General features: G+C 40.1%; 16 protein-coding genes. 8 read left to right on the top strand and 8 right to left on the bottom strand.

Annotation, left to right across the window (positions count from 1 at the left end; translation table 11 throughout):
- Positions 1–633 precede the first annotated feature (633 nt).
- The gene (locus tag BC008_RS45075; protein ID WP_027842437.1) at positions 634–1,638 is read right to left on the bottom strand and encodes an L-lactate dehydrogenase; all 1,005 of its coding nucleotides are present in this window, start codon (positions 1,636–1,638) and stop codon (positions 634–636) included.
- 212 nt (positions 1,639–1,850) lie between these two features.
- On the opposite strand from BC008_RS45075, the gene pdxH reads away from it, so the two are divergent.
- A complete protein-coding gene (gene pdxH, locus BC008_RS45070) occupies positions 1,851–2,492 on the top strand; it encodes a pyridoxamine 5'-phosphate oxidase (RefSeq protein ID WP_027842436.1) in 642 nt (213 codons plus the stop codon).
- Between the two features lie 634 nt (positions 2,493–3,126).
- Here pdxH and BC008_RS45065 read toward each other — a convergent pair.
- A complete protein-coding gene (locus BC008_RS45065) occupies positions 3,127–3,831 on the bottom strand; it encodes a protein-L-isoaspartate(D-aspartate) O-methyltransferase (RefSeq protein WP_201026245.1) in 705 nt (234 codons plus the stop codon).
- A 323-nt stretch (positions 3,832–4,154) separates the two neighbouring features.
- Between BC008_RS45065 and BC008_RS45060 the strand changes: the two genes are divergently transcribed.
- On the top strand, positions 4,155–4,346 hold the full coding sequence (locus BC008_RS45060) for a hypothetical protein (RefSeq protein WP_027845094.1): 192 nt from the start codon (positions 4,155–4,157) through the stop codon (positions 4,344–4,346).
- A 45-nt stretch (positions 4,347–4,391) separates the two neighbouring features.
- On the opposite strand, the gene BC008_RS45055 is transcribed toward BC008_RS45060, so the two are convergent.
- The 4 genes from BC008_RS45055 to BC008_RS45040 are packed head-to-tail and all read right to left on the bottom strand — an operon-like array spanning position 4,392 to position 8,297.
- Complete coding sequence (locus BC008_RS45055; RefSeq protein WP_027845095.1) at positions 4,392–5,504, bottom strand: NAD(P)/FAD-dependent oxidoreductase; 1,113 nt, start codon at positions 5,502–5,504, stop codon at positions 4,392–4,394.
- The gene (locus tag BC008_RS45050; RefSeq protein WP_027845096.1) at positions 5,501–6,916 is read right to left on the bottom strand and encodes an NAD(P)/FAD-dependent oxidoreductase; all 1,416 of its coding nucleotides are present in this window, start codon (positions 6,914–6,916) and stop codon (positions 5,501–5,503) included. Before BC008_RS45050 ends, BC008_RS45055 begins: the two co-directional genes overlap by 4 nt.
- Positions 6,909–7,202, bottom strand: coding sequence for a (2Fe-2S)-binding protein (locus BC008_RS45045; RefSeq protein ID WP_027845097.1), 294 nt, complete (start codon positions 7,200–7,202; stop codon positions 6,909–6,911). The genes BC008_RS45050 and BC008_RS45045 overlap by 8 nt, the downstream gene beginning before the upstream one ends.
- 33 nt (positions 7,203–7,235) lie before the next feature.
- Positions 7,236–8,297: an ornithine cyclodeaminase family protein gene (locus tag BC008_RS45040; protein WP_027845098.1), complete on the bottom strand. Its 1,062-nt coding sequence runs from the start codon at positions 8,295–8,297 to the stop codon at positions 7,236–7,238.
- A gap of 605 nt (positions 8,298–8,902) precedes the next feature.
- Between BC008_RS45040 and BC008_RS45035 the strand changes: the two genes are divergently transcribed.
- From BC008_RS45035 to BC008_RS45025, 3 genes are all read left to right on the top strand, one after another.
- Positions 8,903–9,385 (top strand): DUF4189 domain-containing protein, encoded by a 483-nt coding sequence (locus tag BC008_RS45035; RefSeq protein ID WP_201026244.1) that lies wholly within the window; start codon positions 8,903–8,905, stop codon positions 9,383–9,385.
- Between the two features lie 213 nt (positions 9,386–9,598).
- Positions 9,599–9,973 (top strand): hypothetical protein, encoded by a 375-nt coding sequence (locus BC008_RS45030; RefSeq protein ID WP_027845099.1) that lies wholly within the window; start codon positions 9,599–9,601, stop codon positions 9,971–9,973.
- A gap of 312 nt (positions 9,974–10,285) precedes the next feature.
- Entirely contained in the window at positions 10,286–10,516 is a 231-nt protein-coding gene (locus BC008_RS45025) for a DUF4327 family protein (protein ID WP_027845100.1), read from the top strand.
- A 163-nt stretch (positions 10,517–10,679) separates the two neighbouring features.
- Here the strand turns inward: BC008_RS45025 and BC008_RS45020 are convergent, their stop codons facing one another.
- Entirely contained in the window at positions 10,680–11,390 is a 711-nt protein-coding gene (locus BC008_RS45020) for a pentapeptide repeat-containing protein (RefSeq protein ID WP_235596034.1), read from the bottom strand.
- A gap of 29 nt (positions 11,391–11,419) precedes the next feature.
- Positions 11,420–11,944, bottom strand: a complete 525-nt coding sequence (locus BC008_RS45015; protein ID WP_027845102.1) for a pentapeptide repeat-containing protein — start codon at positions 11,942–11,944, stop codon at positions 11,420–11,422.
- A gap of 362 nt (positions 11,945–12,306) precedes the next feature.
- Here BC008_RS45015 and BC008_RS45010 point away from each other — a divergent pair, with 362 nt between their 5' ends.
- From BC008_RS45010 to BC008_RS45000, 3 genes are all read left to right on the top strand, one after another.
- Positions 12,307–13,566 (top strand): HlyD family efflux transporter periplasmic adaptor subunit, encoded by a 1,260-nt coding sequence (locus BC008_RS45010; RefSeq protein WP_235596033.1) that lies wholly within the window; start codon positions 12,307–12,309, stop codon positions 13,564–13,566.
- 3 nt (positions 13,567–13,569) lie between these two features.
- On the top strand, positions 13,570–14,757 hold the full coding sequence (gene devC / locus BC008_RS45005) for an ABC transporter permease DevC (RefSeq protein ID WP_027845104.1): 1,188 nt from the start codon (positions 13,570–13,572) through the stop codon (positions 14,755–14,757).
- A gap of 41 nt (positions 14,758–14,798) precedes the next feature.
- The coding region (locus tag BC008_RS45000; protein WP_201026247.1) for an ATP-binding cassette domain-containing protein at positions 14,799–15,155 on the top strand (357 nt) is incomplete at its 3' end.

Raw genomic sequence — 15,155 nt, 5'->3', positions numbered from 1 at the left:
ACATCAATTATCGGAACTTAAAAAATTAATGTTAGCACAATCGTTGCCAATAGATGATTTCACTGAAATTACAATAAATTTAGAAAAACCTAAAATTTAGAAAAACCTAGAAATTACTGGTGGATTAAGACAGCGTCGGGAAAATAACCAAATACCTATTTTGAGTAAACTGATTGTAAATTCAACAACAGAACTAGTTGAGTTATTCCAAGATGCTCGTTGTTTTAAGTCATTTTTGAATGATATGCATAAGTAAAAACCAACTGACTATATGAGCACAAGTGTGTCAAGGATTGTGTGACTGTAGTAATTGAGTTTAGATATTTTGGTCGCAATACAAACAGATCAATATCACAGTCGCAACTAAATGTTAGTAGTACCTTGGTAGAAGGTTGTTAAACTCACATTAAGGCCTTTAAGTAATATTCGTGTGAGTTAACGAGTACTCCTAATGACTTTGGCACTCAGAGCAACGTGCCTACGTGTGTGTTATATCAATAAATTATCTCCCCAAGATGCAAATCTTGGGTATTTTTATTTAAGGTTGTGTTGCAAAAATAAGATCGAAGTATTTAAAAGTGTAGATTTATACTCAACAAAAGTCTAAAATTCCTTATGATAATGATTACAATATCAAAGTTTTAGTTGTGAAATGGCGTAATGCAAAACTTCACTGGAATGTTTCAGTTGTTGTAACTCTGTTTCTATGAGAGTAAAATTCACCTTTCGACCAATACCATAACGGTTAATAATTGTTGGGAGACTCAAACAAACATCTTTAATGCCGTAAAAATCTTCCACTAAACTACTCACAGTTAATACGCGATTTTGGTCGCGCAAAATAGCTTTGACAATATCATTTACTCCCAAACCAATTGCATAGGACGTCGCACCTTTACGTTTGATGATTTCATGACCTGCATTTTTGACCTGTTTAAAGATTTGATGTAAAAACTCTTGTTCTGCAGTTGTACACTCTTCTAAACCTCCCTCACACAAATGCATCCCAGAAATATTAACTTTACTCCATACAGGAACTTCACTATCACCATGTTCGCCAATAATGTATGCATGTAAACTGCGGGGGTCTATTTGTAGTTTTTCTGCTAACAGGTAGCGAAAACGAGCAGTATCTAGGATTGTTCCCGAACCAATGACTGAAGTACTAGGTAAATTAGATAACTTTAATGAAATATAAGTCATTATATCTACTGGATTGGTAACAATTAGTAGAATTGCATCAGGACAATGTCGTACCACCTCTGGAATTAATTTTTTGAATAATTCTGTATTACGCTGCATGAGGTTGAGACGATTTTCGCCAGGAAGTCTTTTTGAACCAGCAGTAATAATTACAACGTCTGCATTATCTCCAATACCGTCTGCCAATGAACCTGCTTTGATTACAGTTGGTTCTATGAAGGGCGAACCATGCAATAAATCCATAACTTCCCCTTCCAGTTTTTCTTGGTTGATATCAACCAGTACTAATTCGTCTAAAGTATTTTGAATTAGTAGGGAATAGGAACAGGCTAATCCAACTTGACCAGCACCAATAATTACACCCTTGCGGGGAGGACGTTTTACTAGGGTATTTTTTTTGGCATTTGATGGAAGTGTAAAAATTCGTTGCAACATATAAAGGTATCCTGGAGGATGAATCTTTCAACAATCATATTGACATGAGGATGATGCTGTATTACCAAAAAGTATTAATAACAGATCCCCTATTCCCCGTTCGCGATAAAATAGAGAAAGATTATGATTAGAAAAATACGGCATATTAATTTCCTTTTTGAGATTTGAAACGCCTAAATTCGCGATGGTTACTCAAATTGGCAATCTCCAATATGGATATCAGCGATTTCAGAAAAGAATATACGCTAGCAGGTCTGAGACGCGAACACCTCGCTAGAGATCCTTTTGAACAATTTGAACTATGGTTTCAACAAGCTTGTAATGCCAATATACCAGAACCAAATACCATGTGTTTAGCAACAGCCTCTGCTACTGCTGAACCTTCACAACGCATAGTGCTTTTGAAATATTTTGATCGTCAGGGATTTGTTTTTTTTACTAGTTACGAAAGCAAAAAAGCCCGTCAGATTGAAGCCAATCCCCAAGTATCACTGTTATTTTTTTGGATCGCCTTAGAACGTCAGGTCCAAATATCCGGGAATGCTGCCAAAATTCCTACTGCTGAATCTCTAAAATATTTTGCCACTCGTCCCCGAGGTAGTCAAATCGGAGCATGGTGTTCGCAACAAAGTACGGCGATTTCTTCCCGTAAAATACTAGAACTGAAATTTGATGAGATGAAGCATAAGTTTCAAAGGCAAGAAATCCCTTTACCTTCAGTATGGGGTGGTTATCGAGTTTTGCCTCATAGTTTTGAATTTTGGCAAGGGAGACCTAATCGATTACACGATCGATTTTTATATTCTCGCTCAGATGGCGAATCTGGTTGGGATATTCAAAGGTTAGCTCCTTGAGCGATGGTGGGGAGTTCAATGCTTGAAATATAAACAGCAAGAATTAGGTGCAAATATTATTTTGCATGTTATTGAGTTAGTGCAGCAGTACTTTAAATATAGAAAATTAAATATAGTTTTTTGAAAATTTAACTCTGCGAAGAGGAAATACATGTTAAAACAACACCCAGGAAGCTGCAGACTTAGGAATCTCCTCTTTTTCATATTAAGACCTGGGATTACAATGAGTGATAAAAGTGACGGATAAGTCAAATTAAAAGTCAGTGCAATTGCCCTCAATTTACCAATATGAGGAAATATAAGTTTGCTTGTTTGGGTGTTGTTGTCAGTTGATAAGACAGACGATGAAACAGCGTTTTGACCTCTGAAACTAAATAACAGGAAACAATATTGGCTGTAATATCTGCCAAAAAAGCTATTTAAGCTATAGTATTTAATTTATCACTACAAGCGAATGAAGAATTGGTATTGCAACTAATCTTTACCTGATTGCATACACTTGCTCAAGAATGGAGTAGGAAGGATTGGTTCCAAAACGAGAAGTTTGAAAACTATCGTCCACAAGGTGTCGGTGCTTCCTGATTTGACACTCTGCCGTCCTATGACATCTTTCTCTATCTTCTTATCCTCACCACTATTGAAGGGATTTTGTTCTCATCGGTACAAAACGGACCGGAATGGTTTTTTCACTAAGCATACCATTGTGGGTTTTGGTCAAGACAAATATTTCTTGATCCCGCTTACCTACTGGAATCACCATCTTTCCATTAATTGCTAGTTGTTCGATTAAGGGTTTGGGTATACTTTCTGGGGCTGCAGTAACAATAATTGCATCGTAAGGAGCATTTTCTGCCCAACCTTGGTATCCGTCACCAGTTTTAACTTGGATATTCTGGTAACTTAGCCTAGTCAGGGTTCGACGCGCTTTAATCGCTAGCTGCGGAATAATCTCCATGGAATAGACTTCTTTAGCCATCTCACCTAGTACCGCTGCTTGATATCCACAACCAGTCCCAATTTCTAACACCTTATCACTGGGAGAAATTTCTCCAGCTTCAGTCATATAAGCAACAATATAAGGTTGAGAAATCGTCTGATTGTGACCGATAGGTAAAGGACTATCACTGTAGGCTAAATCCCTCAGAGATGAATCAACGAATTCATGGCGGGGCACTTTGGACATCGCTGCCAAGACTCGTTTATCCTTTATGCCGCGATTGCGAAGTTGATATTTCACCATTTGCTTGCGCTTCCAGTCAAATTTATCCATCGCAGCATAGAACCTATTTGTCTGAAGTTGGTGGGAATTGGAAGACAATTCTACTGTATAGTCAGACATGTAGGTCAGTAACAAACAAAAACACAATAAAAAACCAGCCATAAATTTCTTGGAACTGTAAATAAAAACAACAACCTACGCCACTAATATTACTTTTCCTAAAAAACTTAAATATTTTAAGAACTAAAAACGGAAAATCAAGCTTCTCAGGCAGGTTTTAGGAAAAACTTATAAGCTCTATCGCAGTTGCAGTATTAGCGCTCTTCTAATTTTTAGCAAAAGCAATCTCAAAAACCACCTGCATGGATTTTATAAAATCCGGCAGTTGCATCTTTATATGTTTTGTCGGAATATGTCAGATGACCTTAGATATCTAAACTATCATGCACAAAGAATATATGGAGATTGTAGAAGGATTAATTGATAAATTGACATTATCCGCAATCTTAGAAATGTTAGAGCGAATATGCCACAAAAAAGCAGAAAATATGAGAACTCATTGGCAAGATGAGGCTTCGGCAAAGCTTTGGGAGAAAGCCGCTAGACAGATAGAACAGATAAATGTTGATGTTTGAGCACTTTTGATACTTCTATACATTTGTTCAGACTAGTTCCATATCTTAATCTGCAGACTGAAACCGCTTAATAGAAAATGGTTCAATTGGCAGAGAACTCTTGCGATCCAAAATCAACTCCGACATAATTCGCCCAACTACAGGTGAAAGTTGGAAACCATGAGCAGAAAAACCGAAAGCGTGATAAACGTTAGATTTTTTAGCACTAGGACCAATAACTGGGATGCGATCGGGCATAAATGCCTCCAATCCAGCCCAAGTTCTGACGATGCGCACCTTAGCCATTATGGGGAATAAATCTAGGACAGTGCGGCTACTTTCACTGAGTTTTACAAAGTCAATCTCTGTAGTCTCCTTGACTATGTCATATTCAGCAAGATGAGCCCCACCAATCAGTACCGTGCCATTCTGCATCTGTTTAAAAGACAACTTGCGGGACTCAACACCTACAACCGGCTCGAGAAAATGGGGTAAACGCTCAGTTACCATCATCATTGGTGCACCTACTTTTAGGGGCACTGATTCATCTAAATAAGAACAGATTTTTCCTGCCCAAGCACCTGCACAATTAACTAGGATTAGTGCATCAAATTTAGCTTTTTCTGTTACTATCCGCCAATAATCTCCTAACTGTTCTAAGCCATTCACCCGGCAACCAGTCCGATACTCCACTCCCATAGACTCAGCTTTGCGACGAAAGGCAGTCAATGCATGATAGGGACGGGCAAAACCATCGCCTGCAGTATAAAGTCCACCAACACAATGAGGTGCAAGAGCCGGTAGCAGTTGGTAAAGGCGATCGCGATCGATGATCTGCTCGTGCTCAAAGCCAAGGGAACGAACTAGGGCAGCCCGTTTTTCTAACTTTTGTAAATCGGCTGCATTTTCTGCTACCCGCACCTGACCACTGAGTTTAACATCACAGTCACTGCCAACTAGGGAATGAATATCTTGCCACATTTGTGCAGCGACTACCGCTAGGGGAATCTCCACTGGATGGCGATTAAGCCGACGCAAACCACCAGCATTAACCCCAGAGGCATGACGACCTGGGCTATTTTTTTCTATGATAATTACCTTTTTCCCAGCCATGGCTAGATGGAGAGCCGTGGAAGATCCCATTAAACCACCACCAATTATGGCTATATCAAACTTCAATCTTCTGCCCTCCCCAAATTAGCTAATTGAGCAATACTCAGGGGTCGTATCGGTGGGCGCACCCGAAATGGAGTATACTTTGAGACTGGATATTTGTTTTCTGCAGCAACAATATGGGCAACTGCTAGAGCGCATTGCCGTCCTTGGCAAGGTCCCATACCACAACGGAGATAAAATTTAACTTGATTGGGGCCGGTGTGTCCTTCCTTTACTGCTTGGCGAATTTGCCCCGCCGAGATTTCTTCGCATCGGCATACCAAAGTATTGTTATCCTGGGGGACGAGTAGTGAATCCGGTAGGCGGTATAAGGCTTCTAAGAAGGGACGCACCTCCCGGTCTTTCTGCATCCAGTTAAGGTCATCCTTACATTGGCGATCGCGTTGTTGAGTGCTGATGATACCCAAACTCCGAACTGCTTCCAGGGCTGCTAAACGTCCGCTATGTTCGGCACTGCGAGCACCACCAATACCGGCATTATCACCGACAATTCCAATCCCAGGTACATTGGTGTTGCCCCAGATATCTACTTGAGGTCGCCAACACTGTTGACCCCGATCCCAGATATGATTGCAACCAGCGGCTTTGGTGAGATTTGTTCTGGGAATGACGCCAAAATGTACTAAAAGACTGTCTGCATTAATGGTCTCGGACCTACTGAATCCCAGAATATCCCAACCATATTCTACTGTTTCAATATGGTTTTTGCCCTGAGCCTGCAACTTGGAAATTCCATAATAGATTGGTACTCCACCTTTGTGTAAATCCAAGGTGTATTTCAAACCACGCCTAATGTAATCACCAGCTACTAACGCCCTTGGTAAGCGTGGAGCGGCACGCCATAAGTTGCTGCCGGGGGAAAGTTCCAGTACTGCTTTCACCGATACCCCAGCCCGGAGATATTGCCAAGCAACTAGTAACGGTAAAGGACCTGTTCCGGCAATTACTGTCCCATTAGCGGGGACAACCCCAGCTGTTTTTAGCAATATTTGGGCAGCTCCGACATTCATTACCCCTGGTAGTGTCCAACCGGGAAAAGGAACTGGACGCTCCATTGCCCCACTGGCAACTATCACTCGCTCAGCTTCAATTATAGATGCCTGACCATCACGCAGAATACCAATCTGACGATGGGAATTCAAAGACCAAACAGTTGTATGAGGTAAATACTTAGCTCCACTAGCACCAAATACTTCTACCAAATTCTTACCGCGCTGGTAATCTGCACCCAGCAACGCCGACCTGTGTGCTGGAGTATTAGCGATCGCCCGGTAAATTTGCCCACCAGGGGATGGCTGCTCATCCAGTACTACCACATCTATCCCCAAATTCGCAGCGGTGGTTGCTGCAGAAATTCCTGCAGGTCCAGCACCAATCACCACAAGTTGATATGACTGTCGATCTAACTTATTCATCCCCAGCTACTCCTTGCTGGCGACGAATTTTCATACCTTCTGCAACCTGTACCTGACAAGCTTGACGGTTGGGTAAGCCGTCAATTTCCATCAGGCACTCAAAACACACACCCATCATACATAGAGGTGCCCGAGTTGCCCCTGATATAGGAGTGGTGCGAGTATAGCCCAAATTATGGACTAAAACTGCGGCTGCTACTGTCTCACCTACAGCCACTTGAATGTCCTCGCCTTCAATATTTACTGTGACTGTATTGCCGTTTAATTTACTCAGGCGTTTAAACATTGTAGTTTTGCTCCCCCTTATATTGCCTCAGCATCAGAGCTTAACTTTCGATTTCAGACCAAGATGCTCGAATACCATACTCTGTTGTAGGTCTAATTGTGTACCTTTTTGCTTTTCCCTAGCTCGATTGAACATAGCCATGGCGATCGCTATATCAATATATGCTAAACCAACGGCATTAAAATAGATCCGTTCTGTTTGGGATTCACGACCTGCCTTTTTCCCAGAAACTAATTCGTGTAAATCAGCATGGATATTGTTAGCATTAATCAGCCCTTCTTGATACATTCTGCTTAAAGTTTGGGTGCGGTGAGTGACTGTTTCCCAATCGTCGCAGACTATTTTATCTGCTTGTAATGCTACCTCAAATTCATCCTCCCAGCCGCCGATGTGGCTATAGAAAGTACCTGGCTTCACCCACGTAGCCTTGAGTAGGGGAGCTTGGGCGCTGGTGGCGGTCACCAAAATATCGGCATCTTCTATTGCCTTTTGGAGATTAGTGTTAGTTGATACAAACTCCATTTCTGGATACAGGCGTGACAGTTCGGCAATGAACTGCTCTTCATGTTTTACAACATGTGCTGCCACCCGACATTGCTTAAGGCTAGGACAGACTGCTTTCATGGCTATTAGATGCATCTTTGCCTGTTCCCCTGCACCAATAAAACCAATGACTTCAGAGTCCTGGCGGGCTAAGTATTTGGCAGCAAGACCACCTATGGCTGCTACCCGCATATTCGATGCGAGAGTACCTTCCATGACGCAAATGGGGAAACCAGTCTCAATTTCCGACAGGATAAAAATAGCAGATAAATTTTGCTGATCGTGCTCAATGGGATTCATTGGAAATACCGAAACCCATTTCACTCCACACACCTTTTCATCTAAAAGGGTTGCAGGCAGACAGTTAATCCGCTCTTGGGTTGCCTGATTGAAAATCTGCACGATTTTCTCGGGAAAAATTACATGATGTCTCTCAAATTCGAGCATGGCTTTTTCTGCAATATCCATAACCATGCGAATATCAAAACAGCCTGCATCAAGCAGATCTTCCTGAGACAAATAAGTAAAGCTAAGATGATGCTTATTACTCATAGCTTGAATTTATTTATTTAAAATTTTTTGTCAAATAAATTTGATTATTATTATCAACATCAAATACAGAATAGAATCTGTTTAATTATTCGCTCCGCCGCTATTACTAGATTTTAGCAATATTACTAATTATTTGTTTAAATTATATTATACATGTTTCACAAAAGCAGATAAGGTTATTGTCAATATTTTTAAACAAAAATTATCATATCAAAACTGAAAATTTAGCTAACAAAATTTACTCAATAGATTTTGCATTTTAATTATTCACGCATTTAAATTATTTTATAAATCATAGATTTTTCACAATTCTTCTTCCAGCTTTAAGATTAAATTAGGAAGATAATCAGTGAACAATTATTATGTTTAAATAATTTTGGTATAGATTTCAGCTAGAACAATAACAAACAGAGCTAATATTTTCCCACCTAAATGGAAAGTTTATAGTTGAAATATTGATTATATTTTCTGTAAAAAAATTATATTAAATGATTTTTTAGTAGCTACAAATAATGTTTTAAGTATCTCATAATATATTTAGCTTTTATTCTGAATAGGTATATAAATAAAGAAATTTTCCGTATATTTTCAGATCTACGGTAGTTATGATACTGAGTATATTAGCATTGGGGAAATTAAGCACAAAATTAGATCCCTATATCAAAGGATATTTAGGAGAAAATCAATTGATGTTCTGTAAAGTTAGTCTATTTCAGCTTGCGCTTGCAGCTACTATTAGTAGTCCCGTAAGTCTTTTAGTCATTGCACCTGCACAGGCGCAAAATTACTACGGAGCAATTGCTTACTCGGAAGCTTCTGGTAGTCATGGTTTTTCGTATGACTACTCCAATCGCTCAGCAGCTGGAGTACGAGCAATGAGAGAATGTGAAAATGGTTCTGGTTACGGAGATTGTAAAGTCCTAATATGGTTTCGTAATGCTTGTGGAGCACTAGCAAAAGCCCCGAGTGGAGCATATGGTTCTGGTTGGGGTGCTGATAGATCTACTGCAGAACGTTATGCAATAGAAACATGTAATCAACATGGGCAAAAATGTCGGGTTGTTCGCTGGGTATGTACAACAAGATAGCTTTTGAAGTTAATCTTGTTTCTGTAATAACAGTAATGAGAAGTAGTTGTTTGGGATAATATTTTAATAATCCGATAGTGTCAGTTTTAGAAGTAAATATACTCTGGTATCCCCATGTACAACCTAATTAATCCCATTGGTACAAGAGCAACATCTACTTAGCAATGAAAAAGTTAAAAATTAAAATTATCCTAATAGCGAGGATAAAAAATTATGACTATAACTAAAGGAGTCTGTTTATTAGGTTCTAAAAACGCTATCTTAGAATTTGAGTTAGGAAAAGAACAAAAGCCGAACTTAAGTATAGTTGCAAAATGCAAAATAAATCCTGGACATGTTACTTTTCACGGCACACTCGAATATGCAACCGATGAAAATAATTACCTTTGCAAGAAAGACAGTGATGGTTTCTTGGAGTCGGTCGAGTTAGATTTAATAACTTGGATAGATACTTTAGGATTTACAAATGAGTTTTTGGCAGGTCATTATACCGGTTATAGAATACTCCTGAGTTCGGCTATCAGAGAAGATAATCAAGAAGCTTTTGAATTTATGGTTAGAGCTATCTTACCGGGTTTCTATGAATAGAAAATAGACATGATTTGAATTAGTAACGATTATTTTCTCCCTCGGGGTGCGTAACACTTCTCCCGCGTGCAGATTCCAAAGTCTCATTTTTGTCTTTAGTACCACTAACAAGAATTGCAAGGTTTTGTTGTGGGATGGGTACGCTTGTCCCTTTTTGAGGGAAAATAATTGAATACTTAACCTGTTCTCACAATTTCTTCATATTTATTTTTTAGCATAAAGTAAAAAGGGATATGTGCAATAACTTGTAATAGATATCTATCGTTCAAAATATTTGCAGGTCAAGCTTCATTTATCGCAAGGAGGTAGGTCATGTTTCAAACAGATGTAACTAATATATATGATATTGATGCGATAAAAGACGAAGCAAGAGAATTAGTTCAAAAAGGAAGAGTTAACCGCAATCAACCAATCTGCATGTTATGCAAGTTTATCCCACCAAGGGAATGGATCTGCTTTGAATGCGAATTAGAAAGAAATGATTATCTACCCAGAGATAAAATTATCGATCTTTTAGCAAATGAAACATGGGACGAAGATTAATATTTTTAACTCGAAAAAGTGTTATGTAATTAATTCTGTCAGCAACTAAAGTTAAATAGTGGTGGTATTTTTCTTTATTCAGCAAATGCATGCAAAATAGCTAGCATTAATTGTCACTATTTTATTAAGCTAGCTCGAATTATCTGGTCATTTAGATACTAAATCAATGCTTTGGCATTTCTACATGCTGCCAAATACTACCGTCAGGTAGAACAGTTCTGTGTAATCTTGCTTCCTTAATACTCTCTGGATTCAAGTTAGCTTCTCTGAGGTTGGCAAATCTCAAATCTGCTCCATTTAAACTGGTTCCATTCAAATTTGCTCCAGCTAGAATTGCTTCGTAAAAATTAGTTTTGGATAAGTTAGCTCCCGCCAAGTTAGCACCATTTAAATCAGCACCACTCAAGTTTGCCTCTACTAAACTAGCGCTACTCAAGTTTGCTCCCTGCAAAGATGCCTCTTTCAGAGTAGCAGTTAAGACTGCACCACTAAAATTAGTTCGCTGCAAAGATGCCTCATTCAAGTTAGCCCCATTCAGATTTGCTCCACTCAAGTTACCTCCAGTTAAAGTGATTTTGGTCAAGTTTGCGTTACCCAACTTAGCTCCGCCTAAGTTTGCTCCAATCAAATCAGCGCCACTGAAGTTGACACCAATCAAGTTCGCTGCGCTGAGGTTAGCACCAATCAAGTTCGCGCCACTCAAATCTGCTCCTGCTAAGTCTGCACCACTGAAGTTGGTACCAATTAAACTTCCACCTTTGAAGTTAATTTCCCGCAAGTCGGCACGATATAGACATACTCCATTCAGTTTGATTTTAGGAAAATTTCGCTTCCCTAACCCATATTGCTCCAGTACTTCATCTACACTCATCATTGCTTTTATCTCCCAACAAAATTTGAAATTTAAGCATGGAGGATATCAACGGGCATAATAGTTTTTTCGAGCTTAGCTCCCCGTAGATTCGCACGGTTTAAATTAGCACTGCTGAGGTTAGCTTTGCGCAAGTCAGCACCATAAAGATTAGCTCCGCGCAAATCCGCACCTTGTAAGTCGGCTTCGTTCAGATTTGCCCCTGCTAAAATAGCTCCCTGGAGGCAAGCTCCTGATAAATTAGCTTTTTGTAGCAAAGTACCTGTAAGAACAGCTTCACTGAGGTTAGCAATGCTGAGATTAGCATCTTTAAGATCTGCACCGCTAAGGTTGGCAATAATCAGAGTAGCTCCCTGTAAATCTACTCCATTCATTTTGGCGACAATGAGGAATGCGCCACTTAAGTTAGCTCCCCGAAGTATAGCTTGGGAGAGATTAGCACGGATTAGATTTATACCGCTTAGCTTTGCTCCCGTCAAGTTGACTTTACTTAGTTCTGCTCTGCTGAAATCCCTTTCTCCAGCAGTATATTGTTGCCACAGAGCATCCACATCCATACTTCCTTACCTTGTTTACATTAATTGTTTTAGTTGGAACCAGGTCAATACTGAATCTTAATCAAGCTTTCAGTATTCATCTCACTTGAAAGTAGAGTGTAAACAGCTAAATTCAGTAGGTATAGAGTAATTCATGTAGACCTAGGTTTTACCCTGGTAAACAGAAAATAATTCTAGTGTTACCCCTATTACTTTGCCTCTCCTGTGAAGAAAGGTAGCAAATCAGAAGTTTAACTACTAATTACTCCACACTACTTGTAAATGATTTAACCTTCCTCACAAGTTGCTCAACCTTTATCCTTACAATTGTGAACGTTGGGGGAAGATAAAGAACTCTAATATCACTATACTATCTATAATTAATGATGAATGTGATTAGATACAAAAAGTCAACCAAGCCACCATCTTCAGATCCTACTCCAGCTACTAAAAAATCAAAGCTTAGGCGAAAGTTTGTTCCTTGGGTCGTTGGCATCATTATTTTTGCTGCCATCGGTTTTGGTAGTGGGATCTATTTAGTACTTTCCCAAGCTAAATCACAACACTCTGCACCAAAACAGATTGCAAGCGTTACTGAAGCAAAAAAAGTCACTGCTTTGGGGCGATTAGAACCGGAGGGTGAAGTTATTAAGCTTTCAGTGTCTAATGCTCAGGATAGTCGCGTGAATAAATTACTGGTTAAAGAAGGCGATCGCGTGAAAGCAGAACAAGTGATTGCTATTTTGCAAGGTTTGGATAAAAAAAAGGCAGAGTTAGCAGAAGCAAAACAAAATGTGGTTGTTTATCAGGCGAAACTGATACAAATCCAAGCTGGAGAAGCGAAAAATGCTGAGATTACTGCACAAAAAGCCAATATTGCCCGCTTAGAAGCTCAACTACGTACACAAAAACTTGAACGAGAAGCAGAAATATTTGATGCTAAAGCAGAGTTAAGAAATGCTGAAATTAACTATCAGCGCTATCAAACTTTACATCAACAAGGAGCAGAAACTGCGCAAAAGCGGGATAACGCACAAGAAGCATTTGAAAGGGCTCAAGCCAAGCTCAATCAGACACAAGCTCACCTGCAAAATACTGTTTCTACTTTGCAAGAACAGATTGCTCAAGAAAGGGCTATGTTAGAGAAACTCAAAGAGGTGCGTCCGGTAGATCTGAAAGTTGCTCAAGCCGAACTCCAACAAGCTAATACTCAAGTGAAGCGAATAAAAGCTGAACTAGAAGACCTTTATGTACGTGTCCCTGTTGCTGGTCGGATTCTGAAAATTAACACCCGTGTGGGCGAGCAAGTCAATACCAGTCAAGGTATTGTGGAATTGGGACGGATTCACCAGATGTATGCGATCGCAGAGGTCTATGAAACTGATGTCGGTCTTGTAAAGCCAGGACAACGGGCAAGTATTATCAGCGAACATGGCGGCTTTGATAGAAAAATTCACGGTACCGTTGACCACATTGGGATGCAAATTAAGAAGCAAGATGTTCTAAGTGCCGACCCCGCCGCTGATAAAGATGCTCGGGTGGTCGAAGTTAAAATCCGGATTGACCCGAAAGATAATAATCGAGTCGCTGGTCTAACCAATCTGCAAGTCCGCATCACGATTGATTTAGAACGTAGAGTATAAGTCATGAAACTCTTTTCTTTACAGGCTTTGTTCAAGCGGTTTTGCCAAGAGCCTCCTTTAGGATGGGCACAGTTGAGTCATCAAAAAGTGCGATTGCTCGTAGCCTTAACAGGTGTTGCCTTTGCCGACATTTTAATCTTCACGATGCTAGGTTTCAAGGAAATGTTTTTTGAGGGATCTACCTTTACCCACAAGCATCTGCAAGCCGATCTGGTGTTAATTAGCCAGCGAACGGAGGCATTGTATTACGGACGACCTTTTTCTCGGAGACATTTATATCAGGCTAATGCAGTTGAAGGGGTTATCTCTGCTGACCCACTCTATGTTTCAGAAGCTGGTTGGGTCAATCCCTGGGATCGGAAAATCACTAGTGTTATTGTTCTAGCCTTCGATCCCGCCCGACCTATTCTGGATTTACCCGAAGTCAACGAACAACTCGACCAGATTAAACTGCCTAATGTTGTTTTGCTAGATCGTAAATCTCAGCCAAAGCTTGGTCCTGTAGCCAAGACCCTTGAACGGGGAGAAACGGTTACCACTGAGATTTCAGGACGTCGCATTAAAGTCGGAGGATTATTTACTTTGGGGAGTAGTATTTTTACTGACGGTCATATGATTACCAGCGATTGGAACTATTTGCGTTTATACGGTAAAGATAGTCTTGATAACGTCGATCTAGGAGCACTAACTCTGGAACCTAATGCTGATATCGAAACCGTTCGCCAGACCCTTCAAAATCGCCTTCCTAAGGATGTTAAGGTGCTCACTCCTAAAGAGTTTATTCAAACTGAGATTGTTTTCTGGACAAAAAGACCAGCCGGAGTAATTTTTAACTTTGGTGCCATCATGGGTGCAGTGGTCGGTATAGTAATTGTCAATCAAGTGTTATATTCCGATGTCAACGATCATCTCCCTGAATATGCGACCCTCAAAGCCATGGGGTATTCAGATCGAAAACTGCTAAGTGTAGTATTTCAAGAAGCTATCATCCTAGCTCTGTTGGGGTTTTTGCCAGGCTATGGTATCTCACTAGGAATGTATGATTTGCTGGCATTTTTGACTAAAATTCCTCTTGGGATGCGGCTTGGGGTGACATTACAAGTATTTATCGCAACAGTTACGATGTGTATGATTTCAGCAGCTATTTCGATGCGAAAACTGAACTCTGCCGATCCGGCAGATGTGTTTTAGATTTCAATCTATTCTAATTCGATCTATTTTAGGTTTTAATGATGTCTCAAACACCTGTTGTTACTGTTCGTCATCTGAACCACGCCTTTGGTAGGGGCGAGTTACGTAAGCCGGTTTTGTTTGATGTTGATTTAGATATCAGTACAGGGGAAATTGTTCTGTTAACAGGACCTTCTGGTAGTGGGAAAACCACCCTACTAACTCTGATCGCAGGATTGCGATCGGTGCAGGATGGTAGTGTAAAAATTCTGGGACAAGAACTCTTCGGGGCAAATAAGCAGCAACTGGTACAGGTTCGCAACCAGATTGGCTTTATAGCAACCGCCAGGTTAGCTAGGACGCTAAAGTCAAGACATGCTCCATGGCTTCTCGCAGTGTTCCAAAATTCTCGAGTTGTT

It is taken from the genome of Mastigocoleus testarum BC008, assembly GCF_001456025.1.
GTDB classification, from domain to species: Bacteria; Cyanobacteriota; Cyanobacteriia; order Cyanobacteriales; family Nostocaceae; genus Mastigocoleus; species Mastigocoleus testarum.
The sequence above is the reverse complement of the archived record's forward strand: the minus strand, read 5'-3'. Positions and strand labels throughout refer to the sequence as shown.